The organism is Corticibacter populi (assembly GCF_004217315.1).
Lineage (GTDB): Bacteria > Pseudomonadota > Gammaproteobacteria > Burkholderiales > Burkholderiaceae_C > Lampropedia > Lampropedia populi.
Genome location: NZ_SGWR01000001.1, coordinates 964882 through 990114 on the forward strand (window position 1 = coordinate 964882; position 25233 = coordinate 990114).

Consider the following 25233-nt stretch of genomic DNA (forward strand, 5'->3'; position numbering starts at 1 on the left):
ATGTAAAGAGCATGCAACATTTTTTTGTTTTGCGGAACAGTATTCCGCAAACAAATCATCCACCGCTCTGTCGCAACACCGCCGCAGCCGCGCCTGTCCTCAATCCGTCGTCGGCCACGCGGCCAAAACCTTCTTCAGTTCGACAGCGAGCTCTCCAGCTGCTGCTGCCACTCCTTGATATTCCGCGCTGCACTGAGCGAGTAGTCCGGCTGCAGCAACTGCGAATTCACGCTGGGCCTCGCCGGAAACCTGGGACAGACGCTCGCGGACGAGTGTGGTGCTGTCGCGCAGGCTGACATAAGCATCCCAAGCGTTGCGCTCACCAGCACGCGCGGCCGCCAGGTCACGCTGGGCTTGTTCGATTGCGGCATCCTTGATCTCCTGCATCCGGTTCTGTTCGTCCAGGGCGGTCTCGCGCTGCTCGGCCAGGGCCTGGGCATGCTCCCTCTCGATGCGCTCGATCCGGGTCTGCGCTTCCGCCACGCGCGCATCCGCCTTTGCTGTTGCCAGCCATGCGCCCAATGCGATACCGACAGCGGCGCAAGCAACACAAGCGGGCAGCAACACCTTCATGGATCGATCCTCCAATCGGCGCACATCTCACCATTCGCTTCGCCGCGCACGACAAGGCCGGGCAGCACCGTCGAAACACCGTTGACCGTGCCCCGGTTCCATCGCGGGTTCTCGCGGCAGGCACCGACCAGATCGCCCGCATTGGCCTTGCGCAGCATCGTGCTGGCACTGAAATTGCCCTCACCTTTGTTCCAGATGAAATCAATGAAGGTCGCCTGCACAAAAGGATCGTAGGTCGGCCAATAGATCAGCCGAGACTGGGCGAACGCCTCCACCCGCAGGTAGCGAGCCTTCTCCAGCCGGTAGCAATCGGCGGGCGAGTAGTACCGGCCAGACACCACACCTGCGCCGGTCACACCGTTGCAGACCGTCAGCGGCCGGCCCTTGCCATTGGTGTCCACATAGGGCCTGCCGTAGTGCTCGCCACTGCTCTCGTAGTAGCGGCCCATGACCATGGCCAGCTTGACGGCGAGCGACGTTGACGTATCGGCTGCAACGGCCGTCACGTACTGGTCGCGCATAGCTTCATCGGTGGTCTTGGAAGCCCAGTACGTGCCGCCGCCAGTGATGCCAACGGCGACCACCAGAGCGGCGAGGCGTGTTGCCAGCCATGCTGGAACCTTCGAGGTCATAGCTTCCCCCAGCCCGTTCCCTGGAGATCCTGACCGGCAGCCGCGCGAGCCGCGTCGATCCTGGCCTGCCGGCGCCATTTCCAGACGAGATGCGCAAGCTGCGCGACAACATAGATGATCGACACCAAGGTCAACCAGGCCGAGAGCGGCCATCCAAGCACAGCCGTGCCAGCCGAAGCCGTCAGTCCAGGAGCCGTCTGGTATGCCGCCTGCGTCAGGTCTTGTTTCTGCTGCGCGCTCAGGCATTCATGGATGCCCAGTAAAGCGAGCAGTGGTGCAATACAGCGTTTGACGAAGTTCATCTGTGCTCTCTCGTAAAAGAGCACTCCTGCGCCCTTGATGAGGGGCAGTGTCGAAGGAACAGAGGCCAATGCCCAACCCTATACAGGGCAGGGTCGGCCGTCAGCGTTCGTAGCTGTAGTTGTCGCTCCGCCCCCAAGAGCCAGACTGCGATCCGGAGCCGGACACTCCAGCGGAGATGTTGATTGCCGACATAGCGCCAGCTACAAGCTGCGCCGTGAACTGACCAGCCGAGCGAGCCGCCTCCATGGCAAGCTGAGCAGTCTGAATTGCGTGCTGCATCTTGGCATTGAACTCGCTGATCTGCATCTCTGAGTAGGCGATGTTTGTGCGGGTCTGCATGTCCGCAAACCGCTGGTTCATTTCCGCTTGGGACACATTGACCGCGGCCCCGGCACGCCATGCGTCGCTCTCTGTTTGAAATGCCTGCAAGGCATATTGAGCCTCACGAAGCACAGCATCAACCTTCGCGCGCCACACTTCAGCATCCGCTTGGTATTCCGCCAGTAGCACGCGCGCCCCCTCCATCTGCAACTGCTTGCCTTTGATCTTGATGTCAGCCTTGTTGGCGATGGCTTGCACAGTCGTGGCGTACGCCCTCGACTGCGCCTCAAACATGTTGGCCTTCGCTGCTTCCGCACGCACCTGCGAATCGAAGGCATCGAATCGGACCTTCTCCGCGTTGACCCTTTCCGCATAGGCTTGCACGTCCGCGCGGTAGCCTTGGAATTGTGCTTCGACCACATCGGCCTTGACTTTTGCCCCTTCCATGAGCGCCCGGAAGGTGGAGACCGACTGCTCGACTGCGATGAACTTCGCTTTGAAGACCTCCACTTCGTTGGCGTTGTGCGACTGCACAGCCTGCGCTCTGGTGCGCCACACCTCCAGCGTCGCCAGCGCCCGATCCAGTCGCAGACGGAACGCCTCTCGCATGGCGTCAAAGCCCTGAATCCGGGCATTGAAGAGCGCGACTTGTGAATTGAACACTTGGATCTGCGCCTCCGCGCCAAAGCGCGCGACCTCAAAGAGGCGCTTGGTCGTGTTCTCGTGCAGGTTCTGCAGCAGCTGTTCGGTGGCAATTCCGCGTTCAACTGCAAAGCGGATGTTCTCGATCTCCCACTTCGCCGCCTCAATCAGGATGTCGCGGTTCAACTCTGCTGCCTGCGCTCGCCCCTGCTCCTTGGCAACATTGATCTGCTTGACTAGCATTCCCGGCGGCATTGAGAAGCCGCGCGCGGCAAATGCCGAAACCGACTCATGCACAGCGCGGCGGGTTTCTGCGCTGATGCGATCGCGGCTGCGGCTAAAAAGCGCATCTTCAACATGGGCCGGCAGACCGGTGCCGCCCTGCATGTAGCGCTTGACCCATGCCACCAGATCATCCAACAGTTCACTCTCGTACTGCGGCTCCCGCCAGTCGATAAAGACATTCGGCACAGCGAAATCCACACTTGGCGGATTGCCGTTGAAATCATCCAGCAACGGGAAATCGAAGTCGGGGATGTCTCGCAACTGGCCGATTGTCGGCAGATCGATCACGGGCGCCGCAGGAATTGACACATCCGTATCGACCGCCGGCCTCGACGGTGCCGCGGGAAGATTCATCGCCGGTGCATTTGGCACCTGCAAGGTTGGCTGAACCGGGGCATCAGGGAGAGGGTCCATAGCCACCTGATCCAGGTCGGATAGCAAATGATCGATCATCGGGCGTGCAGGATCGGCCGGCAGCGCAACCGACGCCGCCGAGAACTTAGGCTGCGGGTCGAGTTTCACTGCTGCATCGGGAATAGTAGGCGCAGCCGGGCGGGTTGGAGCAGCCACCGTGCCAACGCGGATGCCCGATAGATCCTCCAACACCTTCCGCAGTTCAGAAGACCAGTCCTGCAGGTCACTATTCATCCGCGATCGTTGATCCTGCACCACTTCCATGGCCAGGCCCATTGCAGCCAACTCCGGGTATTGAGATGCCATCAGATTCTCCGCTTCGTCGCGTCTGCGACGACGTACAAGTCGTTGATATGTGCGCGCTCGCCGACGAGTTCCAGCGCGAACGTGAAGTGACGGCCACGCAGGCCGCGACCAAACTTAAAGCGGCCATTTGTCAGTGCAGCGGCCGGCTCACCATCGAGCGGATAGGTCCAGGACTGCGCGACAGATCCGCCTTGCGTCTGTGTGACCGTCATTACCGCCGAGCCATCGAGTTCGTATTCCAGATAGGCGTACATCGGGTGGGTCAGACCACCTTGACCAACGTCCATCTTCCCGGTTGTCAATTTCGCACGAATGATCTCGTCCCCACCGCGCAGCGCCCAAACGCCGTCTGAGCCGGTCGCGAAAGCCACCCCATCGACCACGGCGATCGAGTCGAACGGATACTGGTCATACTGAGACATCGCCCATCCGTCAGCTGCGGCTGTCCACGCCGTTCCGGCGCCGGCGCGCGCGGGGATGAAGTCCTGCACATACACGCTGTCCAGAACGTGCGAGGTGGCGCTGTAGCCAGCCCTGGTCACATCCCTCGCAAGCGCCCTCTCTGTGACTCGGCCGGCCACAGCAGCTCGAGCGGCAGAGATCTCACGAACCGCGACAGACTCAACCGTCCTCGCAGTTGCCGCCAATCGTCCGCGCGCGTGGTCTGACACCAACGCATCGTCAGCAACACGATAGGTGACAGCCGATAACGTGCGATCGTGCACCAAGGTCCTGTCCGTCCTTCGCACGCCAACGCCAACCTGCACGACCGCATCACGCACCCGAAGCGCATCAACGGAGCGGCCAGTCCAACCGGCGCGTGATGCGTCGGCAACGGCAACCACCTCGGCGAGCCGGACACCAATGGCCGAACGCAACGGCGCATCGACAACCCGCACCCGATCCGCCAAACGCGTTGAGCGATCAGCACCGCCTGCAAAGCGGTCCAGCACCCGCACGACATCGCCCAGGCGACAGCTCGCGGAAGCTCGCCAAACCTCACTCACGCCAACGCTATCCGCAATCCGCTCACCTTTGGTCGGCCGCAAAACATCACGCACCCTTACCGTGTCCGACAGGCGATTGGCACGACCGGTGCGCCACAACTCGCTCACCGTAATGATGTCGATGTACCTCTCCTGCGCGTCACTCATGGATCACCCCGATAAAAAAGGGCATGCTGCGAATGCCATGAAACCTCGTGTGCCCACGGCGCGCACCGCCTTCACTGGTGACCTCGTATGTGATGTCGCCCAAACAGTTGCGCGTGGCATCTTCTCGAAAGCTGGCACCTGGTATACCGGGCGTCGGGGATTGTTCGCGGTACTTTTGGATGCTGACTTTCTGGCGAACAGTCATCACACCACGCTGCTCCCACTCCACGTCCCCAATGTTTGGTTCATCTGGCGGCGTGGTAGTGCTCGTGCTGTGCGTCCTGATCTTGGGATCTGACCCGCCTCCGTAGGGGCCCGTCTCCGTCCCCAATGACCATCCATACCTTGCCGTTGGACCATTCAGAATGGATTGCGCCCATGACGTAACTTCTCCTAAGCCAGGGCCCCAACTGCCGCTGTCTGCGAAATCCGAGCAAGACGACGCACCGAATCGCTCGTCAACAATTCGGTACTCTGTAGGCTTGTTGCTGTACCAATTGCCTCGGATCGCATAGGAATTAGGATCGGAAATCCAGCTCCACTTCAGTTCATCACTGACAACCGTTCTGCCGTTATTCCACTTCGCGTGCGCGAACAGCAACGCATTACGGCTTAAAAATGGCACGCAAGCACCGAGCCCGATCGATTGCCCGTCATATACGGTCTTTATCGTCGTCCTTGTGCTGTAGTAGCGGTAGCGGAATACGCCGCCTGTGGAAAGGCCTGACCAAACCGGATAGGGGAATAAAATTCTTGGGATACTGTCATATCCAAGGTCCATGCCAACAACATCGGTGACCGTCACATTGCTGTTGGGCAACGTCTCACGGTAGTCAAAGTCGCTGGAGTACAAACCTCCCTTGGCACTGGATGAAGCGATAGCGCTGGTCTTGCTCCAACTGCCAACGATCATGCAGTCCTCGTAATTGGACTGTTCCGCCGTGCTGTATGTCCGGTTGTCGTCTGAAAATTGCTTTACCACCTTCAGGCTGTCACCGCTGTAGTAGCCGAAAAAGATCGTGTCCCATCGGTCTGGATAGCCAGCCAGCTTGCCCCGCTCGATTGGCGCAACGATGTCAACACACCCTCCGCTGCTCGGCTCTGGCACTTTGAAGCTGATGCCTGGAATGTAGGGTCCAGATGCCACCCGCGCAACCCCGCCGGCCACGTCGGCTATTGGCGAAAGCTCACGGTTTCGCCAGTAATTGACCTCACTTTCCACCAGGGTCGTCTGGTAGATGCGCAGGGACAACTCCTCTGCTGGCGTACGGTAGATCTTGTAGAGGATCGCATCACGCTCCGCAGCAGCATCCCCTAGGCCATTGACGATTGTGTTCGTGTAGCTGGCCAATTGCCCGGATGTCTGCGTGTTCAGATCCATCAGCGCCTGCGGCATCTTGCCGTCGAATCGTGTCGCTCCAATCCGCAGGCTCAACTTGTAGCCATTGGCGTAGACCATCCCCTCGCCACTCACCTCATCTGAAAACCTCGCCTCAAGGCAGGTGTTGTAGCCCTCTCGTCCATGGTCTGCAAACGACCATCCGCAGGCACCGTAGAGCGCATAGTGCGAGTAGAAGTCGCCGACATCGGCGATCTTCACAATGCCGCCTGCCCGCACCCATGCCGCGAACACCGAGCTCGACTGCGGGAAATCTTCGCCGCTTGGCATGCCGCCAAACATATCCAGCAGCGTCACGATCTCAGCGTCGCCAACCGCCTCGACATAGGCCCGGAATGCCGTCGTCGTCGTCAGCGGCACCATCGGCAGCGGCATCGCATAGACGCCGGCCGCGTTAACCCTGATGAGCCAGGGCTTGCCGTCGTCGCCGAATGTCAGTCCGTGCGATCGTGAATGGTGGAAGTCGTACTGGATTTGCCCATCGGCAGATGGCTGCCCGAAAAATCCAGGTAGCACCACTCCATTAATGGCCTTTTGCGCATCCCTCAGATACTCGCGAGGCACATCCATCACCGCGGTCTCATACCTGGCATAAGGATCACTGGTCGCCACACTGACATCCTGGCGACCATACCCAGCCACACATTGCACGAGCGCCTGCATGGCGCCCGAATACCAACTCGGATGCTGTGCGTGGTACTGCGTGTAGACAAATCCTTCACCCGAACCGAGGGGCTTGAGGGACTGGAAAGCCGGGCCGTACTCAATGGTGAAGCGCTCCAGCGCCAGCAAGCCAGGCGCCGCACTGTTCGCCTCGTACTGGTGCAACCGACGCCTGCAGGCGCTGGTCAGCGCCAGTTGGAGTTTTTCGCCTTGCCGGACGATGGGGGTGGTCGGCACACCACTGAACAACATCGGCACATACCCACCATTGCGGACCACCGATCTCGCTGATGATGGACAGGATCCCTCGCGCACCACCACCTTGAAAACGCCGCCCATGTCATGCAAGACGGCCACGCGACCACTTGGCAGCACCCTGCGCCACCGCAGCGCCTCCAGATCGGAGACGTGCTTGAAATTGGTGAGGCGCCTCGTAAGATAGGCTACAGCTGCGGCATCGTCGGCAGACAGGTCCGAATCTTCTACGAAGCGCCCATACGGGCGCAGCGCGTGCATCAGACGGTCATTTCAAGGCGATAGCCAACCCGGAACGTGTTGCCATTCTGGAAGGTATAGGGGGCGTCGTAGAGCGTTGCCGACACCAGGACGCCAGTAGTAGCCCCCTTCGCCGAAGCCGTCAGCAACGCCGAGCCGGTCACGTTCACCGTCGCCGATGTGGCGAATGTCACTTCGACCTCGCTCGCGTAATTGTCGATGTGCGTGTCTGCGGAGGCATTCGTGGATGTCCACGGAATGCGCGTGGCCAAGGTGTAGCCCTCGCTCGAGCTGACGATCTCGCCGGCAACCGATGCGAAGTTGGAGGCTGCCCAGTTCGATGCCGGCGCGGTAGAGCCGGAAAACAGCGCCACGAAATAGCCGGCCGGCTTCGGCGTGGAGCCAAGAGCCACGTTCAGCAGATGCAGCAGCCCCTCCTTGGTTACCAGGTTGCGCGATGACTGAACAATGCCATCCACCGTCGGCGTGTAGAGCCCCGCCACCTTCACGGACTCGCGCGGGAACACAAGACCAGAATCGGTTATATCAAACCGGTCTGCCAGCGTAGAGGCAAGCAGATCGCGGGCGAGGTTTTTCTGAATGTTGAGCATGATCGCTCCAAGGCGAACCCGTCGCCAGCGGGACGCACTCCTGCGCATCCGTAAATGGTGGTGAAATGCTATCCCAGCACCGTCAATATCCTTTCACCCCATACAGTGGACGCGCCGGCCGAGGCGCGAATACCGGCGATGCTCTTGCGATGAATCTCGACAACCTGCCCGTCAGCCGTGCCAATCACATAACCGTTCTCCGCAAGCCATAGCGCCGCCTGCGACCCTCCAGCCACCTCCCCCAGCAGTTCGGCATCAAGCAATATGGCGCTCCCATACACCGGAGCCTTGGCGCCTCGTCGAAGCACCTGCAGATCGTCAGGCTGCGATCCTGAGAGAAAGAGCACATGATCGACTTGGCCAACCCACAAGCCGCCCTCGACTGCCACCACAAAGGTGATCCGTTGCGGGAACTGCACGAAGTCATGCCGCCGATCATGGAGGTGCCATGCCATCGGATGAGAGAACGACAGCACCCGATTCGTTGCCGTCACGAGCCTGCCCTTCCAATGTCCAAGGAATCGCCCTGCCGGCATGGCGTCCAGGTGCTGGAACTCTGGTGCCCCGCCAAGCAGTGGCATCGCCACAATGTCCACCGAGTCACCATTCACGGCGTGATCCCCGGCATGCAGCAGCACACGGCTTCCCGGTTTGGTCATGTAGAGCCTCGCCATCGTGATCGACGGATCAATGGAATATGGCATGCCGACGGTCAGCCCGCCGCCGTCTTGCAACGCGGCATAAGCGACCTCGGACACCGAGGATTCGAGTGAGCCGCGCAGCCAAGATATGGCCACGCCATAGTCCCCTGACTCCAGCGCTCCGCCCGTCCGGACCAGCGCCGGCATGCCTGGCGTCTCTATAGGCAGTCTTGTGGCGGCCTGACCATCGAATGTGAAAATGCCATCCACTCCAGCAACCGCCACGCGCCCATTGAGTACGCAATGGCTTGCCCAACCGCCCCCCAAGTCCGCCAGTTCGACGCAGCTCCAATCGTCGGGGTCGATTTTCACCCAAGCGGTCCCAAGCATCCCGAATAGGTCGCCGTGCAGATGGCTATACCACAGGTGCTTGTATGGCGTGCTCGTGACCATCTTGACTTGCCCGCGCATGTGCAGGCGTCCTGTATCCGTGATGTCAAAGTTGAGGGCCTCACGCACGAAAACAGTCGGATCATCCCCGCCGCGCACCAGTGCCGCGTCATCCTCTGATCGGTTGTTGATGCCGGCCAGCGGCATCAGCCTGGTATTTGCCATACGAATGGACTCCTTGACATATCCCCATTGCCATCGGGATTGATGAACTGCGCCCGGTTTTGCACATCGGGAAAGCCCAATTCTTGGGTATCGAACCCATCAGCCCACAACCCCATAGAGGGCACCGGAGGCTGCGAAGTGCCTTCAACGCGCATCCGATCGGCAAACCGCGTCAGGTCATACTCCATCAAGAGGTTGTCGTTTCCACCCAATCGATACTCACGCACCCGGTACGATATCCATGGCTCCCCAATGGCTGAGTTATCCCACCCATTAAATGTTGGGTTGTCCGGCGCCCCAACCCACAGGCGCTGTCGCATGAACCGGGGGCCGCTGCCCGACACCCCCATGCCCATAGAGTCCCACCCCTGGAGACTGCGAGCGCGGTGGTAGTTGTCGCACTCAGTGTCTGTGCCAACCATAAGAGAATCCCAACCCTTTGGCGTCGCCTTGGTCACCAGGTCAGCCGGGAAGGCAACCGTCGGCCTGCCGAACAGCAGGACATCCGGGCTATCCCACTGCTCAATCACCTTGTCACCACCGAGCACCTCAAGCACACCCATCCTGCGATGCGTAAATCCATCCGGATACAGGTAGTTCGTGGCATTGAAGATAGCGGCATTGCCAAGCCGGCTCGACGCAAACCCTGTTAGATGCATCGGTGGTGGCGGGAAATGGCTCAACCGCGGATTGCCAAAAACCTCGCCCGGCTTTCGATCTCCCCCATCGCTGTTGACGTAGTGCAGATACCGAGGCTCGTGGTTTGCTATCGCCTGCGAAGGCGCCTCCATCACCGCGTAGACGGTATGCGGATTCACCCTCATTTTGGGTGGCTCAAAGACCTCTCCGATTGGAAACGGCCCTGCATAGATCGTTCGAACCTTGTTCTCGATGAAGGGTGCACCGAAGTTTCCAGGCCCTGCAATGGAATCGGGCAGGATGGCGTTGTCAAAGAACTCCGACTGGCCAATTGCCATCGAGTCCCAACCCTTGATGTCGAAGCTCCGCACATTGAAGGCAGGATCTGGCACGTCCTCGTGGAACCAGCCCGATGGCCGAATCCACTTCGTCGGATCTGGTGGCGGCACGTAGTCGTTGTAGATGCGCGCCTTGTCGCCAACCACCATCGAATGGATGCCCAACGTCCTGAAACTCTTGGTGCGGTCTGCGATGTGCGATCGGCCGAACAACTGCATGTCGGCGCCATCGACGCCGATGATTCGCCATTGCGTGCGAACAAACGCATTTCCAAACTCGTTTGATTCCCTCCCTCTGGTGCGCAGCTCAGGTGTCAGGTTCTTGACGAATGGATCGCCAAACCAATCGCCCTGTTTTGTCCAGCGCGGCGCTATGACGTTGAACCGCTCATAGACATAGTGGCGATTACCGGCTGGCGGCTCCACACCAAACGGCTCCAGGTAACGGGTGTTGAGTTTGACCAGCGGGAGATCGACCTGGGGCGGCTCAATAGAATTACGCCGCTCAACCTCCAATGTGCGCACCCTGTCAGCCAGAAACGCCGCCCCAAACTCCTGCGAGTCCCAATTGCCAAGCCAGCGGAAATAGCGCCGATTGCTCTCAACATGGGCCCAGCCAAACGCCTGGCTATCCCGCCCGAGAGACTCCACCAGCCGGGCATTGTTGTAGATGCGGCTCCACCGCGTCAGGATCTGGCTGTCCCAACCATCAAAGTGCAACTCCTGCACGGCGCCGGCAACGAATGCGCGACCGAAGGACTGTGAATCCCAGGAAGACCGCTCCAACAGACGCGCATTGTTATAGAGCAGGGTGTACCCGTAGCGGGCAGCGTCGAATCCATAGATGCCCAGGTCTCGGTTGCGATTGGTGACCAGTGTCCACTCGGCCGCCGGGAAGTCACCAGCCATCCCACCCAGTCCATCATCGCGCTGCGTGATGACTTGGGTTTGGTTGAACACCTCCTGGCGCCCGAAGCGGTATGCTTCCTCGCCGTGCGAAAGCCATCCAGGAGGCCGCACGTAGGAGATGTAGTTCGAGACATTGCCAAGCCCGAATGTATCGCTGCGCCAGCCATCCACAATCTGCACCTGGCTTGGCGGCTTGATCGTCGTACCGAACGTCTGTGAATCCCACCCCTGCGCAAACAAGTAGCGCGTGGGCGCCACTACCAAATTGCCAACCACTAGCGAATGGATACCACTTGGCGTGAGGTAGCGTGGTGAATGGCTCAACCAGGCCGCAGAACCGTAGCGTGCCGAATTGATCCCGGCCGGAGCGAGTGCACGCACCCCATGCGACAGTGTGACCGCACCATAACGCGCTGAATTGATGCCTGGCGGCGACGGGTAGAACTCCCGGTGCGAAACCGCTGGTCTGCCGTACAGGTTTCTCGGGTTGATGTTCCCGGCATAGAGGAACTGGTTGTAGTTGTAGATCGTTGGCGCGCCAAACGCCTGCCAGTCTCGTCCCTGCCATAACAGGGATCTCTCCCAGTTGGAGATTTCAGGCAAACCCACAACACCACTTGCCCAACCAGATGGCCAGATGTCCTGTGGCTTCGTGAGCGCAGCGGAACCCACCGCGCCATTCGACCACCCAAGCGGGTGCAGCAAACGAGCGTTGTTGGTGATCGCGTGACCGCCGGTCGCCAGACTCCCCCAGCCGACCGCCAGAAGGTAGCGGGTGAACAACTGAAGGTCATGGTTCGCAATCGAGGAAGACGCCCAGCCGCCCGGGAAGACATACTGATCCTCCCCAACAGGTCCATCGCCGGCACCAAAATTGAGTGCGATCCGGTCCCCGTGCGGCGGCGTGTATGGTCCGCTGAAATTCAGCGCAACATAGTCCCCATCCGGTGGCGTGTAGTCGGCCATCTCATACCTTCGGCGCGACGTTCGATGCAATCACGTCATTGCGTTCGGCCTTGCGCGCCACCACGTCATAGCGCATATTGGCGCTCAGGCCGGTGACTTCCCAGACGCCCGAAGGGGCAGACACCGTTGAGCGCAAAAGCAGCCCATCTAGGGCCTGACTCTCTGACCGCACCAGCACACGCACCGTCGCAGACGTTGGCACCCCTTCGTCAGTGGTGATCCCATCAGGGAATGAACCCGCGAGGTAGCCGCTGCCGGTGGCCAGGATCAGTCGATCGCGGCGCGCCAACGAACGCAGATTGGCGCGCTCCAGGGCATAACGCACTGGCAGCCACAGGACAGACTCGAAACTCACTGCCATTCGAAAATCCAGCCAAAGGTCTGGGAGGCGGGATAGATCGCGTGCGGCACTTCGGGAAGATAAGGGCGTTCTTCTCCGATGAAATCGAGATTCACCAAACTCATCGCATTTACAGTAGCTGCGGGGATAGTGAACGCCTTCTGCATTGCGACAATTCCACCGGTGCCCATATAGTAGATGGGCGACACGACAGCCGAAGTATTCTCAAAAGCCCCGCCATCTCCTCCTTGGCGATTGTATCCATCCTCCGAGCTGGTGGCAGAAGATCCAATTGACGAGCCAATAATTCCTGGCGCTGCGTAATCGGTATTGGATGCATATCCAGATGGAAGCATCGTATCCATAAGCGCGGCGAATCCTGTGTCATTAGATCCATCGGCCTTCTGTTTTCGCTCGACATGAAGAAATACGGCTGAACGCTCCAGCATTGGATTGACAATTTTTCTCACAACAGCATGAGCACCAAAAATCAAGGTCAAAGAGTCCCCTCGATAGTTAGCAAAATTACCTTTATTGTATGAATCATCGCCACCAAATGAATGGGCACTTGAGGTTGTACCACTGGCCCCACCAATACCTGCCGATAGCAGACTCGCGCCAATCGCGCCTCCTGAAGAGGAAACACCCGCCGATACGCGAGTTTGCACAAAGTACCGAAAATTTTGAGATGACGATTGAGCTGCGCCATATGAACCACCTACAACCCGGAAACTGACTGTCACCGGGTCAAGTGTCTGCCGCCCATCATTGAAGGAAAATGCCAACCATGGCGAATACCCACCAGAAGAAGATGCATCAGGAATCTGCGTCACATCACCATCAACATCAAATCCCCCGACAATGGATTCCTTCGTCAAACCGGCAGAAATAAGCAGCGCATTCAGGTCTTGCATTACCTGCAATGCTTGTTCTTTGGTGGAATTCAAAGCTGTTGTATTTGATGTTGCGATGGACATTATTTAACTTCCTTCAAACTCCCCAACGGCGTCTCAGCCGGCCAATAGCCTTTGGCATCAAACCATTCCGCATATTGCTGGAAGAAATCCGCCTCTTTCTTGGACTTGCTGGCTTGCTCAACGTAGGCAATGGCGTGCTCCAGCGAGTTCTTGCCATCCGCATTGGGAGTCATTTCCTCCGCAAACAACTGAAACGATGGAAGCGTCACAACGCGCTCCCAGTCAATGCCGCTCTTGCTCGCTCCCATGCCGAAGCCGATCCCGTTGATGCCAGAGATCGTCACGCGCTGAGCCGGCGGCTTCGTAGCCAAACACTCTGGCGCCACCGCGGCATCCGATTGCAGGATCAGATCCTGCAGCGGCGCCGGAAACTTCGGTCGATAATCATCCGCGGTCAATGCGGCTGGAGCAGCACTGCAGTCGGCACATGGCGCCGGTCCGTCTGCCGTGACGTGCTGCACGGCTGAAGTGAATGTCGTGGTGCACGCCAGCGACGCCACGGTGCCATCCTGGCAGCGTATGGAGAAGGCACCATCGACACCAACCAGAACGCTCTCCAACACACGTCCCTGCAGCGCATCAGTCAGGGCCCGCGAGACATCGATCGTCGATTGCGATGATTGCATGCCCTCACACCCGGAAAATCTTGTTCACGCCAGAATCCCACACGCAAATGATGTCCCCTCCGTTGGGGGTGATCGGCAGGCCCGTCGCGGTGTCGATGATGCAGATCAACGGGCTGGTCGCTTCGGTGCCGGTGTCCGCATAAATCACAATCGCTTCGATGGAGGCTCCGGACACGCTGGTGAACGTGCAATCAGCAGCGTCAGCCGCTCCGTTGGTCGTGGTCTTCGTGGTCAGCGTCACTGGCGTGGTAACGCGCGCCGATGAGGCGATGTCGGAGTAGAACTCATGCACCTCAGTCTGTGGGGTGTAGGCTCCGGTATCGACCAGCACCACTTTGATGGTGTCCGTCAGCCAATTGAACTGACCTTCAAGAAAGCGCTGACGCGCCTTCGCATAGAGTGTGTTTGCCATCGCCTGTTCTCCAGTTGGCAACGGCGCACTCCTGCGCGCCGATTAGGTTCTCTTGCTCGGCCACCCGCCTACAACGGATAGGCCGCAGCCATTGGCGAATCGGCAATGACGTGCTGGTCGCCCTGCGCGTGGCCCTGCCGGAAGCGGTTTTCGCGGCCGTCAATGCCATCCTGCACACGCTGCAGCAAGGCATCATCGGTCGCCAACTTGCGACGGTACATCCGTATGTCTTTGATCAATTGCGGAAGTCGCTCGCGCAGTCTGGGCATCGTGGTGTCCACCAACGAGCCATCCTTGAGCACAAGCAACACCGGCTCATTGCTCGTTTGCCAACGCATATCCTCCGGGTCGGCCAGCAGGAAATCACCACACTGGTGCCACCAATAGGCCGTCTTGCGGATATCCGCCACCGCAATCCTGCGCATCTTGATCTGCAGGACGATGTACTTGGATACCCGGTCCTCATCGGGAAGACCGGAGGTCTGTACACGCAACTGGTCAAGGATCTTCTGCTTATTCATGCGGCTTCACCTGGGGTGGGCTCAGATGGCTGCTGCGCAGTTGCTCGGGGTTTCGTACCTGGACGGACTCATCCACGATCACCACCAACCTGGCAACGGATCCGGACTTCTTCTCCAGCAGGACAAGGGCGGCGCCGACTTCGAGCGCTTCCCCCGCCTTCAAGTTGATGCAATGCTTGCGTTTGGCCATGGCGAGAGTGTTCCCGCCATAGTGCATCTGGCCTAACCCTATACAGGGTCAGCCGACCTCTCTCGCCATCTCCTGCATTTGCTGACGCAATGCCTTGGGCGACGTGTCTGCAATTCGCTGCGTACGATCCTTCCCCATTTCCCTCACCCGCTTCCAGATGTCGGGCATGCGGATCACGATCGGCTGCTCAGGGTTGTTGCTGTTCCAGGCATCCAGCCGTGCGCGCACACGGCGAAGCGCCGCATCATCCTTGCGGAACAAGGCGTCCGCCCACTGCGCACGGATCTCACTGCTGGTCTGGGTATAGAACGACTTGCTGCGTTGCATGAAGCTGTTGGCCTCTTGCACTTGGGCAACACTGCGCGGCTGAAAGCCGGCAGCCTTGCTGATCGCTTCGGTCAAAGTCGTGTCGATCACCTTGTAGCCATTGGTGTCCTTGTACATGCCGCTGACAGCCATGTCAGCTCCCTTTGCTGCATTGCGCACCGCTGTCGGCGACATTTCCAGCGCGGCGCCGCCAAGATCGCCGGTCAGCATTTTGCGAGAGGCCCCGAAGAAACGAGCCGCCAGGTCGCCAGCTGGCCCCACCACCTCCATCAGGTCGCGCTCGCGACTTTGCTTAGTCAGCAACAACCCAGTGCCCGGCAGGAGATTGCCCATGCCCAGCCGGCCGGACACGTCGATCGGTGCGCCTGGAATGCCAGAGAAGCCGGTGTCCACAAACTCGGCGAACTCCTTGCCCAAGACATTCTCCAGCGCCTTCTTGCGCCACTGCTTGGTGCTGATGTTGTATCCCATCAGTTGACCAGCACCATCAATCAGATCCTCGGCATCTTCCATAAAGGGCAGACCACCGGCGCCACCCATCAGCAGCAGCATGGCCATTGCCCAGGCAACGGCGCGCTTTCCCTCTGGACCGCCCTGCGTCCACATGCGATGCATCAGCTCGAGATAGCTCACGCTGTAGGTTTTGAAGGTCATCAGCGTTCCACCGACTGCGCCGCGCGCCCAGCGCATTTTGTTGGCCTTCGAGTACAGGAACTGCGTCTCCAGCACCGCCTGGCGCGCGAACTCGGCGGGATCGGCCATCTTTTGATCCTTGGCGATCCGGTATGCAGCAATGAACGTGCTGCGCCGGTTGAACTGCTCGGCCAGCGCAAACGGTTGCCCCCATGCCACCTTAGTGCGCTCCCAAGCATTCGCCGCAGCGGCCCTAGCGTTCCCCATCCTTGTTCCATCCCCGGAACGCAGCGAACCCGTGCCACGCGCCTGCGCCATGAGCTGGTGGATTTCCTGCGGAGAAACCACGCCATCTTCCTCGGCGCGCTTGAGCGCATTGGCCAGATCTGTCTCGTAGCTACCCTTGCCAGCCATCTCCCTGAGTGCCCTGGCAAGTTGCGCGCCGGCCTTGTGCATGCCGCCATACTGCGAAAGCCACGGCATCGTCACAGCAAACGGCTGCGTCATGTTGACAAAGGCTGACGCCACTGAGCCTCCGAGATACTGCGCAAACAGCATGCCCCGCACCGCCTGACCTTCTTCCTGCGGATCGCGGATGTAGTTACGCAGGCCCATCGCAACATCCTTCAGTTCGCCCTGCTCCTTCGGAATGTCGTTGATGGCCTTGTCCATGCCGCCCGCATTCAGTCCGCCTGCCGCCTGCCGGGCATTGCTGTAAATGAATGACGAGAGCACACGACCTACGTCCTCGCTGTAGCCTGCGATCCCCTTTCGATGGACTAGGCGCTTGAGGGCACTGTGGTTGTTCTTTGTCAGCTTCAGGTATTCTTGGAACACCTTGTCGCGTGCGTCACCACCTTCCTCGCTCAAGCCCAGCATGTTGCCGAACAGCTCGAGCGACTCTGGCGTGATGCCAGAGAACAACTTGTACGCCTCCTGGCTCATTGTCCCCTGCTCGATCGTAGCGCGCGGGAAGGCTTGGCGCATCTGTATCACCGCCAAGTTTGCCTCGCGCTTGCTCTCGTACATGCCGAAATACTGGCGCTCGCCGTCGCCATCGACCACATCGACGGTATATCGGCCGAAGCGCGACAGCGGAGCATAGCCAGCGTCCATCAGTTCGCGCGCCTTGGTGGCGCGGTCCACGACTGCGTGATAAAGCTCCATCAGCCTGTCGGACTCCCCCTCCCTGGCCTTGGCCTCGTCATGCAGCGTGGAGGTCAGCAAGTCCATAGCATCCTGCAGTGTCGGCGCATCGAGAACCACATCGCGGAGCGCTTCGAACTCTTCGCCAAGAACCCGGAGCATGTCGGCGCGCGCCGTCACATCGATAGACCGATCAATCGCCGCCCGCGCCTCGCGGTACAAGCTGACTTGCTGGTCATTGAGCTTGAACAGCGACTTCAATTCGGCATCCGACCAGACGATGCCGGCCTTGAGAACTTGGCTCTGGAAGCGTGAATCGATCAGGCTCTCGTACCGATCCGTCGGCAGTCCTTGCCACATTCGCAGTACGCCTGCATCGATGCGTCCTGCCCGCAACATCATCTGGCCTTTCTCCTGCGCAGAAAGGTTCGCATACTTCTTCTGGAGGTCATCGACCAGTGCCGGCGAACCATCCTCATCTCGTCCCCACATCAAAGTGCCCTCGAACAGCGGCTTTGCAACCGCTTTGTTGTCGGTGGAGCTCACCGGCTTCTTGGCCAGATCACGGAGCGAATCGACGCGAGGCACGAGACGTGGCGCGAAGTCGGCCGCATCATTGGCCAGCATGCTGACGTCATCCAGGAACCTCTGTGCCGTCTCAAAAACAGGTTTGAAGGCCGGCGTGCGTTCAGCCAGATTGCGCATCGTGCCAACAGTCTTGTCCCAGATGCTGACCTTTCCAGGATGGCTCAGAGTCAGGTGGATCTGATCCAGCGCCTTGGTCTTAATTTCGCTCAGGCTTGCACGGCTGTATGCAACATCGCCGCCATACCTCCCCGCCTCGATCCCTTTGACAATCTGCTCACGCGTAACTACACTGGCAGCGCTGATGGAATCACGGCGCAAGGCAAATGTGGCCGGAGCCGCCACAGCCGAAGCCCTGGCCGAAGCGATTGCTTTTCCTAGGGCTTCATTGTTTTTGGCATATATGCGGCCTTTCGCGTTCACCACGTCTCTGGCCATGCGATGCTGCCCCGTCGAGTCCGGGTGATCATGTATAGGCGTCACAGTGTGAATCCTGCCACCCGGATCGATACTCACACCAACCGCGATTGGCTCGCTACGCGCTGTCTTCGCCTCAACAAAAACCCGCAGGCCACCATCCTTGTGAGGGATGATGAAAAGAGGATCGGCCAGCAGCAAAGGCAGGTTCTCGAAGACATGTTCCGGCACATCAGGGTGCTTTGACAGGATGGCCCTCAGGTACGTCCTTGGCAATACCAGCTTGGACGCCTTGGCACCCATCGAACGCAATACTGCCGGTGTCAGCATGCTAGGCTCTGGAGCTTGTGCGTTCTTGCCAGCGGCCTCCAGAGACGCTTTCCATCGGCCTACCGCCCGTCTCCCTGCATCCGCGATGCTGCTGTCGGGCCCGCTTTCCCGGCTGTACGCCAATGCGGACGGCTGGAAGGCCGGGCCGAACTGCGGGAAAAGACTCACATTGCCTTGGCGTACGACCGCGCCGCGCGTTGCTGCAATGACCTGCAGCGCCTGAGCGTTGGTCGCCCCTTCCATCCAATCCGCCAGGTTGGAGAAGCCCATGTTGCGGATGAAGCGCTGCAATTCAGCCAGGAACTGCTTGATCCAGCCGACATTCGGATTGGCGCCGGCAAGATCGGCTAAGGCTTCCTCGACAGAGAGCTGATGCATGCGCTGCAACGCCTGAACTCGACCAAAACCCCGATCCGTCAGATCCTGGACCATCTCGGCTCCGAACGCCTCGCGCCACTCCTTGGCTACCTGCGCCAGGTTCGCATTGCGCTGCGCCAGCTTGTGCATCATGTTCGAATACGCGGCCCCGTACTTTGGCACCTTGCGCGACAACCCAATGTGCAGCAGTTCGTGCCACAGCACAAATTCCGCTTCCGCCAAGCTGTGCAGATTCTCTGCGATCAGCGTCACGTCCTTGCCGCCAACCGCAATGCCCCGGATGTTCGCCGGAATTCCTGGCTTGCCGTACTTCTCCCGAGCGTCTGCCACTGTGGCAACGACTTCGACGGGCACGCTCAGGTGTCGGCCGATCCTCTGGACGGCTTGCTCGATCTGCCGCTGCAATTCAATGCGCCGTTTCCCCTGCGCAGACAGCCGATCGCGTGCAATTGCGGCCGCCGCGCGCATCCGATCGGAGACAGCCTGTGACGATTGGCTGAAAGCTGTATCGTCTGATCCATCCACGCCGGCGGGTTTCTCGATCACAACCAACCGCGCATTCACGGCCGTATTGACGGGGAGCGCCGGATCCATAAAGCTGTTTTCCGGCAGGCTCTCAACGACAGCCCCGCGCTCATCCAACCATGCGCGGAACTCGTCTGCCGCCTTGCTGCGGCGGAAAAACGAACCTTCGCCGATGATGGCCACCACCCGACCACCCGAACGCAACAGGTCGTAGGCATGTCTCACATGCTCCACATCCCGCCCCTTCGAGAACGGCGGATTCATGATGATGCGGTCATAACCGCTGTCCGTGCCGCGCTTTTCCACACCCACCAGGTCATCGCGATCAACCCAACGGGCATTGCGAGCATCCGGCTGGCCATCCGCGGCCAGCGGCTGAAAACCAACGCGCTCGCTACCTAAACCACCAGAACCGCGCATCACACCCAGCGTACCGTCCGTATCCCGGAACACATCGCCATAGGTAAAACCTTCGCGGGGATGCAGAGCCGTGAAGTCATCGCCCACCACGCGATACCCCTTGGCCTCCAACAGATCCCGACGCTCGCCAGACAACTCCACTACATCCGGCTCGATGCCGGCCTTGTCGCGGATGGCATCGGCAATATGCCCCATACCGGCAGACGGCTCCAGCACGGCCATCCCCGGTTCGATCCCTGCCGCCTCCAGCATCGTGTCAACCACGGCCTCGCTAGTCGGGAAGAAATCCAGCCCATCGTCGCGCCGGCCAATCATGGAGCGTTCCATCTCCTTGATCTTGTCCGGCGTCGCCATCGCCTCCTGCAAGCTGGCGAACTCCCGCAACGCAGAGCGGTATTCGCTGGCTGTCATGATGCCCATGCCTTCGAGCCGCTTGCGTTTGTCATGCGAGGCCTCAAGAGCCCACGGCACCGCCACCTTGTTGCCAGCACGACGGCCCAGCGCCTGCACCAACTCAGCACCGAACTCCGCACTCAAGCTGATACGCTTGTCGCCATCGCCCTGCCAGATGCCCAGCTTCATGGCCTCGCCTGGTGCCAACACGATGCGGTTCTGCCCGCGCTTGACCGGCAGAACAATGGCGCGCCCCACCAGCCCAGACTTGCGAATCGCCCGCTCAGCCGCTTCCCGGCTGGCGTATTCCGCCAACTGGTCGCCGCGTCCAAAGCGGCTGATGCCGCTCAGATTCTCCTTGGCCCAATCCGTGTAGGCTTCGGTTACATCATCAGCCACCTTCTCCAGCCGCGCACCCAGCTTCTTCAGGCCATCCACCTCTAGCATCTGGCGCGCCATGCTGGCCAAGTCCGAACGCATCGCCGCATAGCTCGGAAAATCGGCAAAATCCACTGTCTGCGCGTCCACAGGCTCGCCCTGATGCTTGAGCTGGTCGGCATAGCTCGGGTACTTCGCCCGGATCTGCGCATCCTTGGCATTGCGCAACTCCCGCGCCAGCAACTCAACCTGCACCTTCTGCCGCACCGCATCCAGAAACTTCACGCGGCCATCCTCAATGGCCTTGGCCAGATTGTTCATCGTTCCGGCCAGCGCCTTGTCCGCGCGCGCCGCCGCCTCCGCGCTGGCAGCCATGCGCGCGCGCCTGTCGGTATTGGCCTTTCGTGGCGCATCCAGCGCCTGCTGCGCGCGCTCATCCAGTGCCTGCGCCATCGTCCTCAGACGCTGCACCGCCGACTGGCTGCGGTCATCCGCAAACGCATCCTGCCGCGCCTGCGCCACTGCCTGGGCATCCGCCGCATCGCCAGCCACCAGCTTGCTGAACGCCTGCGCCAACTCCCGCGCCTTGAACTGGAAGCCCGGCACCGCGCCATTGCCACGGAACTTGCTGTACCAGCCCCCTAGGCGCTTGGCCGACGCATTCAATGTATCGTAGTCCTCGCGGCTCACGCGCTCGCCCAACTGCACAACGAACAAGTCATAACCATCGCGGGTATGTTTGGTCTCCACAATGCTGCCGGTCGTAGCCTGCCCAGCAGTGCCAACGCCCAGCGTGCGCGCATTCGCCTTGGCTTTCTCCCGCGCCGCCTTCGTGCTCTCGGCATCCAGTTCGTCATAGCGGATGCGCTGTTCAGGCTCCAAGCGCATGAAAGCCTCTTGCCGCGTATCGCCACGCTCAATGTAATGCCGCATCAAGGAACGGAAGTCCGCCAACGTCTGCGGGTTCTTGATGGCTTCCACTTGAGCCGCCATTCGCGCCTTCGATTCCTCCAGCGCCTGCTTGCGCTCCTGGGCAAACTGCTGCAAGCGCGTTTCATCCACCGCATCCACCAGGCGCTGCACAGCCTTCTGGTAGCTGTCTCGCGCAATGCCATAGGAAAAGGATTGGCCCAGCGCGTACTCCCCAATCATCTCGCGGTACGAAGCGTCGATGATGGTTGCCTTCTTCTCATTGGCGTACCGGGCGCGGAAGTACGGGCCAATGCTCTCCAGCAACTGCGTCTTGGTCTTGGCGGCAAGCTCCGACTTGATAGCCTCGGCCTGGCTGTTGACTTGAGAGAACGACTTTTTGAAGTCTTCGACGCTTGCCTCGCCTTTACGCACTCGCTCCATCATGGCGACATGTAGATCGGTCAAAGGCGTCTTGCTTTGAGGCATAGATATTTGCTCTGCAGGCTCCGGCGAGCGCCTCTTGTTCGTCTCGACTTCTTGCTCCGTCTCCAAGGCGTCGGCCCGCGCAGCATCAAATGCTTTAGTTGCATCATCCTGCAGCATCGGTGCCACCTTTTCCCGCACAGCCTGCGGAATGTTGGCCCAGCGCTTTTGCGCATGCTTGAGGGCGAAAATTCCCGCGACCCCGGCCTGCTTCATCAGCCGTTCACGCTCACTCAGGTTCTTTTCCGTCCAAGCCTGCTCGGTCGCCCTCTCCTGCTCCGCGACACGCGACCGGCGCGCGCGCAGCCTTTCTGGAACACTCCGTGGTTCGCGCAGCTCTGCGGCAGATTCAGGAGTGTCTGCCTTGGCCGCTCCAAGCTTCTGCTCCTCCTCCGTTGTTGCGCCGGTTTGCGATGCCTGGCTCTCTGCGGACGCCAAACGAGCCTTCGCCTCGGCCATCTTTGCCAGTACCCCACGCGGTTTCTTTTTGGCCGGCGCCGTCGGCTCTTCTGGCGTTGTCATCTGCTGCGCGCTGGGTGAATCCTTCACCGCCTGCAATGCCTGCGCAACAGGTGCATCAAGAACGATGGCCTTCACCGGCCTGCCATCCTCGGCAGCCGCCACGGCTTGATGGTGGCCATCAATGATGTGCCCGTCGTTCGACACGATCACGGCGCGGTCGCCTATGGCGGTCTTGGCCTCCTGAACTTTGGACGGCGAATATTCGGCCTGCGTCGGCTTGAGCGATGCAGCATCTACCATCGTTGTCTCATGGTCGATACCTTGCGCATTCAGGTGCCTGACCAAGCCGCCATGGGACTGCGTTGGCACTTGCGGCATAACGCTACGCGGCACCCCAAGCGTCCCCGACTCAGCGGAGAATTGCTGCATGTCTGTAGGCTGCTCCTTGGCCGCCGGGCTGATCGCATCAGCCAGCTTCTGCTGAATGGCCCCGTTCAGCCTTTCCCAGGTAGCGCTGTGCAGGTTCCGCTGCACGATGGGTTTTGCGTCAATGCGCTTGGCCAGTTCCTGGCGCTCGGCGGCAGGCATTCGCGTCCAAGCTGCCCCGGCGATTTCAAGACGTTGGGCGCGCTGCTCAGAGCCTTCTCCTTGCGCTTGAGCCGACGCGCTGCTCGGCGCTGCTGCTTGCGCGCCAGGGTTCGCAGTAAGGGCGGCGCCATCGGTCAGCCCTTGCTCTGGTTTTGCTTGCGCTGCTCTTGCTTGCGCTGGTTGCGGGTCGCCTTGGATGGCTTGATCGGCTTGAGGGCCATTCGGTACTCCTTGTGGTTGCTGTGTGCCATGCGACACATTGATGTTTGCCGGCACGGCGCTGGCGTCTTCACTCACTCTGGCAAAGCCCGAATCCAGGCCTGCCGGCGCGTCCGGCGCATCCAATTCGTCCCGCAACTCAGCTTGAAGTGCCGCTTCTTCCCGCTCAGTGCGGCGGCGGGACAGTTCTTGTGCCAGTTGCAGGCGCACGGACCTATCCTGGGCGCCTTGGAAGGCCGCAGAAAGCTGTTCATCGGACATCCCAACCAGAGCGGGATCCCCGACCACCTCACCAGTCGCAGCATCCACTCCCTCGGGTGCCGCTTTACGGCCCTCTTGCTTGCCTTTGGGCCGCGCATCCTCTGCGGCCTCGACGGCTTGCGCCAGCGCGGCCTGCTGCTGCACTTGGTCTGATGCTCCGGTGTCTACGGCCGTCGCCGCAGCGGCCGATAGGGAGCCATCGGCCGGGCTCAGGCCCATCTGCTCAGATTTTTTGCGCGAAACTTGCGTCGTGAATCCATCCCCCTCAACCGTGTAGGAATCAGGAGGAGGCAAAGCAAGTGGCCGATCATCGGCAATGCGCAAGGCGCCGGTATCCCACTCACGCGGCGCCATGTCTACGCCATCGAGGGTTGGCTGTGCACCAAGCTCGGAAGTCATGCCCGCCGTCATGTCCTCTCGGCCAACATCAAGCCCCTGCGGGCCCTGCGGCGCCTCAGGCTGAACTGAGTTGCCGTCTTCGAGCTGCAGCGCATTTGCAGCGGCATCCTGCCAACCCCTGACCCATTGCGCCTTCTGCGCGACGCTTACAAGATCCGATGGCGGCTGCATCGGCTGGCCCGCGGCAAAAGCTGCAGCGCCCATACCTTGGGGTGTTGCGGGCTGCTCGGACTCGTCGCCAGATGTGCTGCGGCGCGGGTCTATCATCCCTCGGTATCCCGCCGCGCCCGCACCCATCGCACTGCCGGTTAAGGTGCCCATCACAATGGCCGCGTCAACGTCCTCATGCCATGGCTTGTCCAGCGCGATGTTCTGCAATATCTGCTCAGAGACGGACTGCGGCAATTCTTCAAGCAGACCTTCAGTGATCGCACCTTCAATGACCTGCCTTGAAATGCTCTTGGCTTGTTGCTGCACCAACGGATTAGCTGCCACCGCAGCAGCCTCATCCGCAAACTGCTTACGCACACCAGGAGAACCCTGCGCCACCATCGTGTCTACATCGCCGATGCCGAGGCGATTAGCCAGTCGTCCAGATGCAGCTCCAATGACACCCGTCAAAGCGCCCGTTCCAAGCGCTGCGGATGACTGTACAGGCGTCAGCAGGCCGTCATCGGTTTCTTGCCTGATCTGCTCTGCCGCGGCACCCGCTCCTGCCACGCCTTCTCCAGCCGCGCCAGCCAGCGCGGCTCCTTTTGCCCCCATCTGACCCAAGCGCGTAGCAGTCATCAGCCCTCGCGCCGCAACACCGCCTGCGCCCATCGCGCCAAGAGACTCCCCGACTCCTTCGAGAATGATGCTAGGGTTCTCGATTGCAGCCTTCGCTTTACCAACGAACCCTTCGGCTTCGTCGAACTTTCGATGCGCCTCGCGAGACTGGTCGGACTTGATGTTCTCGTTGACGAACTGTTTCGCTTCCTTGAAACGCAAGCCTGCCTTGTCTTCCAGGAACTTGCCGGCGCGCCCGCCGGTGGGAATGTCGGCCAGGCCCACGACCAGTTCGGGGACGCTGATTGCGGCATTGAGCGCCGTTCCAGCTACGTCGCGGGCAAAGCCGGTGATGCCGCGGCCATCTGTTTCGATCCCCATCTCTGAATCTGAGAAGTACCGTTTTTGCGGCGCGGTTGACGGCGTTGAAGCGCCAATTCCCATCTCTTCATCGCTGAAGTACTTCTTCGGAGTGTTCTGTTCGCTCATGCCCGCCAGCATCGCTGGGCGGGGGAGGAACGACAAACCCTATGCAGGGTTGTTGTCAGCTACGATCTACACTCATGAACAGACGTGACATTTCCCACAGAGCGGCTTTCGAGACGAATAGCTTGGCGCACAACAAGCTGCTCGCTGA

The 25233-nt window shown here is 60.2% G+C and carries 16 protein-coding genes; all 16 read right to left on the bottom strand.

Annotation, left to right across the window (positions count from 1 at the left end; translation table 11 throughout):
* Positions 1-99: 99 nt before the first annotated feature.
* The 16 genes from EV687_RS04355 to EV687_RS04430 all read right to left on the bottom strand — a co-directional run bounded on the left by EV687_RS04355 (position 100) and on the right by EV687_RS04430 (position 25085).
* Entirely contained in the window at positions 100-573 is a 474-nt protein-coding gene (locus EV687_RS04355) for a hypothetical protein (protein ID WP_122226608.1), read from the bottom strand.
* Entirely contained in the window at positions 570-1205 is a 636-nt protein-coding gene (locus EV687_RS04360; RefSeq protein WP_122226609.1) for a glycoside hydrolase family protein, read from the bottom strand. Before EV687_RS04360 ends, EV687_RS04355 begins: the two co-directional genes overlap by 4 nt.
* Positions 1202-1507: a hypothetical protein gene (locus tag EV687_RS04365; protein ID WP_130466438.1), complete on the bottom strand. Its 306-nt coding sequence runs from the start codon at positions 1505-1507 to the stop codon at positions 1202-1204. Before EV687_RS04365 ends, EV687_RS04360 begins: the two co-directional genes overlap by 4 nt.
* A gap of 100 nt (positions 1508-1607) precedes the next feature.
* On the bottom strand, positions 1608-3476 hold the full coding sequence (locus EV687_RS04370) for a hypothetical protein (protein WP_122226611.1): 1869 nt from the start codon (positions 3474-3476) through the stop codon (positions 1608-1610).
* Positions 3476-4630: a hypothetical protein gene (locus tag EV687_RS19020; RefSeq protein WP_170164184.1), complete on the bottom strand. Its 1155-nt coding sequence runs from the start codon at positions 4628-4630 to the stop codon at positions 3476-3478. Before EV687_RS19020 ends, EV687_RS04370 begins: the two co-directional genes overlap by 1 nt.
* The gene (locus tag EV687_RS04380) at positions 4623-7208 is read right to left on the bottom strand and encodes a hypothetical protein (protein WP_122226612.1); all 2586 of its coding nucleotides are present in this window, start codon (positions 7206-7208) and stop codon (positions 4623-4625) included. Before EV687_RS04380 ends, EV687_RS19020 begins: the two co-directional genes overlap by 8 nt.
* Positions 7208-7798 carry a hypothetical protein gene (locus EV687_RS04385; RefSeq protein ID WP_122226613.1) on the bottom strand — a complete coding sequence of 197 codons (591 nt, stop codon included), beginning with the start codon at positions 7796-7798 and terminating at the stop codon, positions 7208-7210. The genes EV687_RS04380 and EV687_RS04385 overlap by 1 nt, the downstream gene beginning before the upstream one ends.
* 68 nt (positions 7799-7866) lie before the next feature.
* Positions 7867-9054 (bottom strand): hypothetical protein, encoded by a 1188-nt coding sequence (locus EV687_RS04390; RefSeq protein WP_122226614.1) that lies wholly within the window; start codon positions 9052-9054, stop codon positions 7867-7869.
* Entirely contained in the window at positions 9036-11906 is a 2871-nt protein-coding gene (locus EV687_RS04395; protein ID WP_122226615.1) for a hypothetical protein, read from the bottom strand. Before EV687_RS04395 ends, EV687_RS04390 begins: the two co-directional genes overlap by 19 nt.
* A gap of 1 nt (position 11907) precedes the next feature.
* The gene (locus EV687_RS04400; RefSeq protein ID WP_122226616.1) at positions 11908-12267 is read right to left on the bottom strand and encodes a hypothetical protein; all 360 of its coding nucleotides are present in this window, start codon (positions 12265-12267) and stop codon (positions 11908-11910) included.
* Positions 12258-13223: a hypothetical protein gene (locus EV687_RS04405; protein ID WP_130466439.1), complete on the bottom strand. Its 966-nt coding sequence runs from the start codon at positions 13221-13223 to the stop codon at positions 12258-12260. Before EV687_RS04405 ends, EV687_RS04400 begins: the two co-directional genes overlap by 10 nt.
* Positions 13223-13849, bottom strand: a complete 627-nt coding sequence (locus tag EV687_RS04410) for a hypothetical protein (protein ID WP_122226617.1) — start codon at positions 13847-13849, stop codon at positions 13223-13225. The genes EV687_RS04405 and EV687_RS04410 overlap by 1 nt, the downstream gene beginning before the upstream one ends.
* A 4-nt stretch (positions 13850-13853) precedes the next feature.
* Positions 13854-14261: a hypothetical protein gene (locus EV687_RS04415; RefSeq protein ID WP_122226618.1), complete on the bottom strand. Its 408-nt coding sequence runs from the start codon at positions 14259-14261 to the stop codon at positions 13854-13856.
* Between the two features lie 68 nt (positions 14262-14329).
* Positions 14330-14782, bottom strand: a complete 453-nt coding sequence (locus EV687_RS04420) for a hypothetical protein (protein WP_122226619.1) — start codon at positions 14780-14782, stop codon at positions 14330-14332.
* Complete coding sequence (locus EV687_RS04425) at positions 14775-14972, bottom strand: hypothetical protein (protein WP_130466440.1); 198 nt, start codon at positions 14970-14972, stop codon at positions 14775-14777. Before EV687_RS04425 ends, EV687_RS04420 begins: the two co-directional genes overlap by 8 nt.
* 48 nt (positions 14973-15020) lie before the next feature.
* Complete coding sequence (locus EV687_RS04430; RefSeq protein ID WP_130466441.1) at positions 15021-25085, bottom strand: PLxRFG domain-containing protein; 10065 nt, start codon at positions 25083-25085, stop codon at positions 15021-15023.
* Positions 25086-25233 lie beyond the last annotated feature (148 nt).

Excerpts from the sequence above, each read along its gene's own strand:
- EV687_RS04415 (WP_122226618.1), bottom strand. The coding sequence starts at position 14,261 with ATGGCAAACACACTCTATGCGAAGGCGCGTCAGCGCTTTCTTGAAGGT.
- EV687_RS04370 (WP_122226611.1), bottom strand. The coding sequence starts at position 3,476 with ATGGCATCTCAATACCCGGAGTTGGCTGCAATGGGCCTGGCCATGGAA.
- EV687_RS04425 (WP_130466440.1), bottom strand. The coding sequence starts at position 14,972 with ATGGCCAAACGCAAGCATTGCATCAACTTGAAGGCGGGGGAAGCGCTC.
- EV687_RS04400 (WP_122226616.1), bottom strand. The coding sequence starts at position 12,267 with ATGGCAGTGAGTTTCGAGTCTGTCCTGTGGCTGCCAGTGCGTTATGCC.
- EV687_RS04380 (WP_122226612.1), bottom strand. The coding sequence starts at position 7,208 with ATGCACGCGCTGCGCCCGTATGGGCGCTTCGTAGAAGATTCGGACCTG.
- EV687_RS04390 (WP_122226614.1), bottom strand. The coding sequence starts at position 9,054 with ATGGCAAATACCAGGCTGATGCCGCTGGCCGGCATCAACAACCGATCA.
- EV687_RS04420 (WP_122226619.1), bottom strand. The coding sequence starts at position 14,782 with ATGAATAAGCAGAAGATCCTTGACCAGTTGCGTGTACAGACCTCCGGT.
- EV687_RS04355 (WP_122226608.1), bottom strand. The coding sequence starts at position 573 with ATGAAGGTGTTGCTGCCCGCTTGTGTTGCTTGCGCCGCTGTCGGTATC.
- EV687_RS04430 (WP_130466441.1), bottom strand. The coding sequence starts at position 25,085 with ATGAGCGAACAGAACACTCCGAAGAAGTACTTCAGCGATGAAGAGATG.
- EV687_RS04365 (WP_130466438.1), bottom strand. The coding sequence starts at position 1,507 with ATGAACTTCGTCAAACGCTGTATTGCACCACTGCTCGCTTTACTGGGC.
- EV687_RS04395 (WP_122226615.1), bottom strand. The coding sequence starts at position 11,906 with ATGGCCGACTACACGCCACCGGATGGGGACTATGTTGCGCTGAATTTC.
- EV687_RS04360 (WP_122226609.1), bottom strand. The coding sequence starts at position 1,205 with ATGACCTCGAAGGTTCCAGCATGGCTGGCAACACGCCTCGCCGCTCTG.
- EV687_RS04385 (WP_122226613.1), bottom strand. The coding sequence starts at position 7,798 with ATGCTCAACATTCAGAAAAACCTCGCCCGCGATCTGCTTGCCTCTACG.
- EV687_RS04405 (WP_130466439.1), bottom strand. The coding sequence starts at position 13,223 with ATGTCCATCGCAACATCAAATACAACAGCTTTGAATTCCACCAAAGAA.
- EV687_RS04410 (WP_122226617.1), bottom strand. The coding sequence starts at position 13,849 with ATGCAATCATCGCAATCGACGATCGATGTCTCGCGGGCCCTGACTGAT.
- EV687_RS19020 (WP_170164184.1), bottom strand. The coding sequence starts at position 4,630 with ATGAGTGACGCGCAGGAGAGGTACATCGACATCATTACGGTGAGCGAG.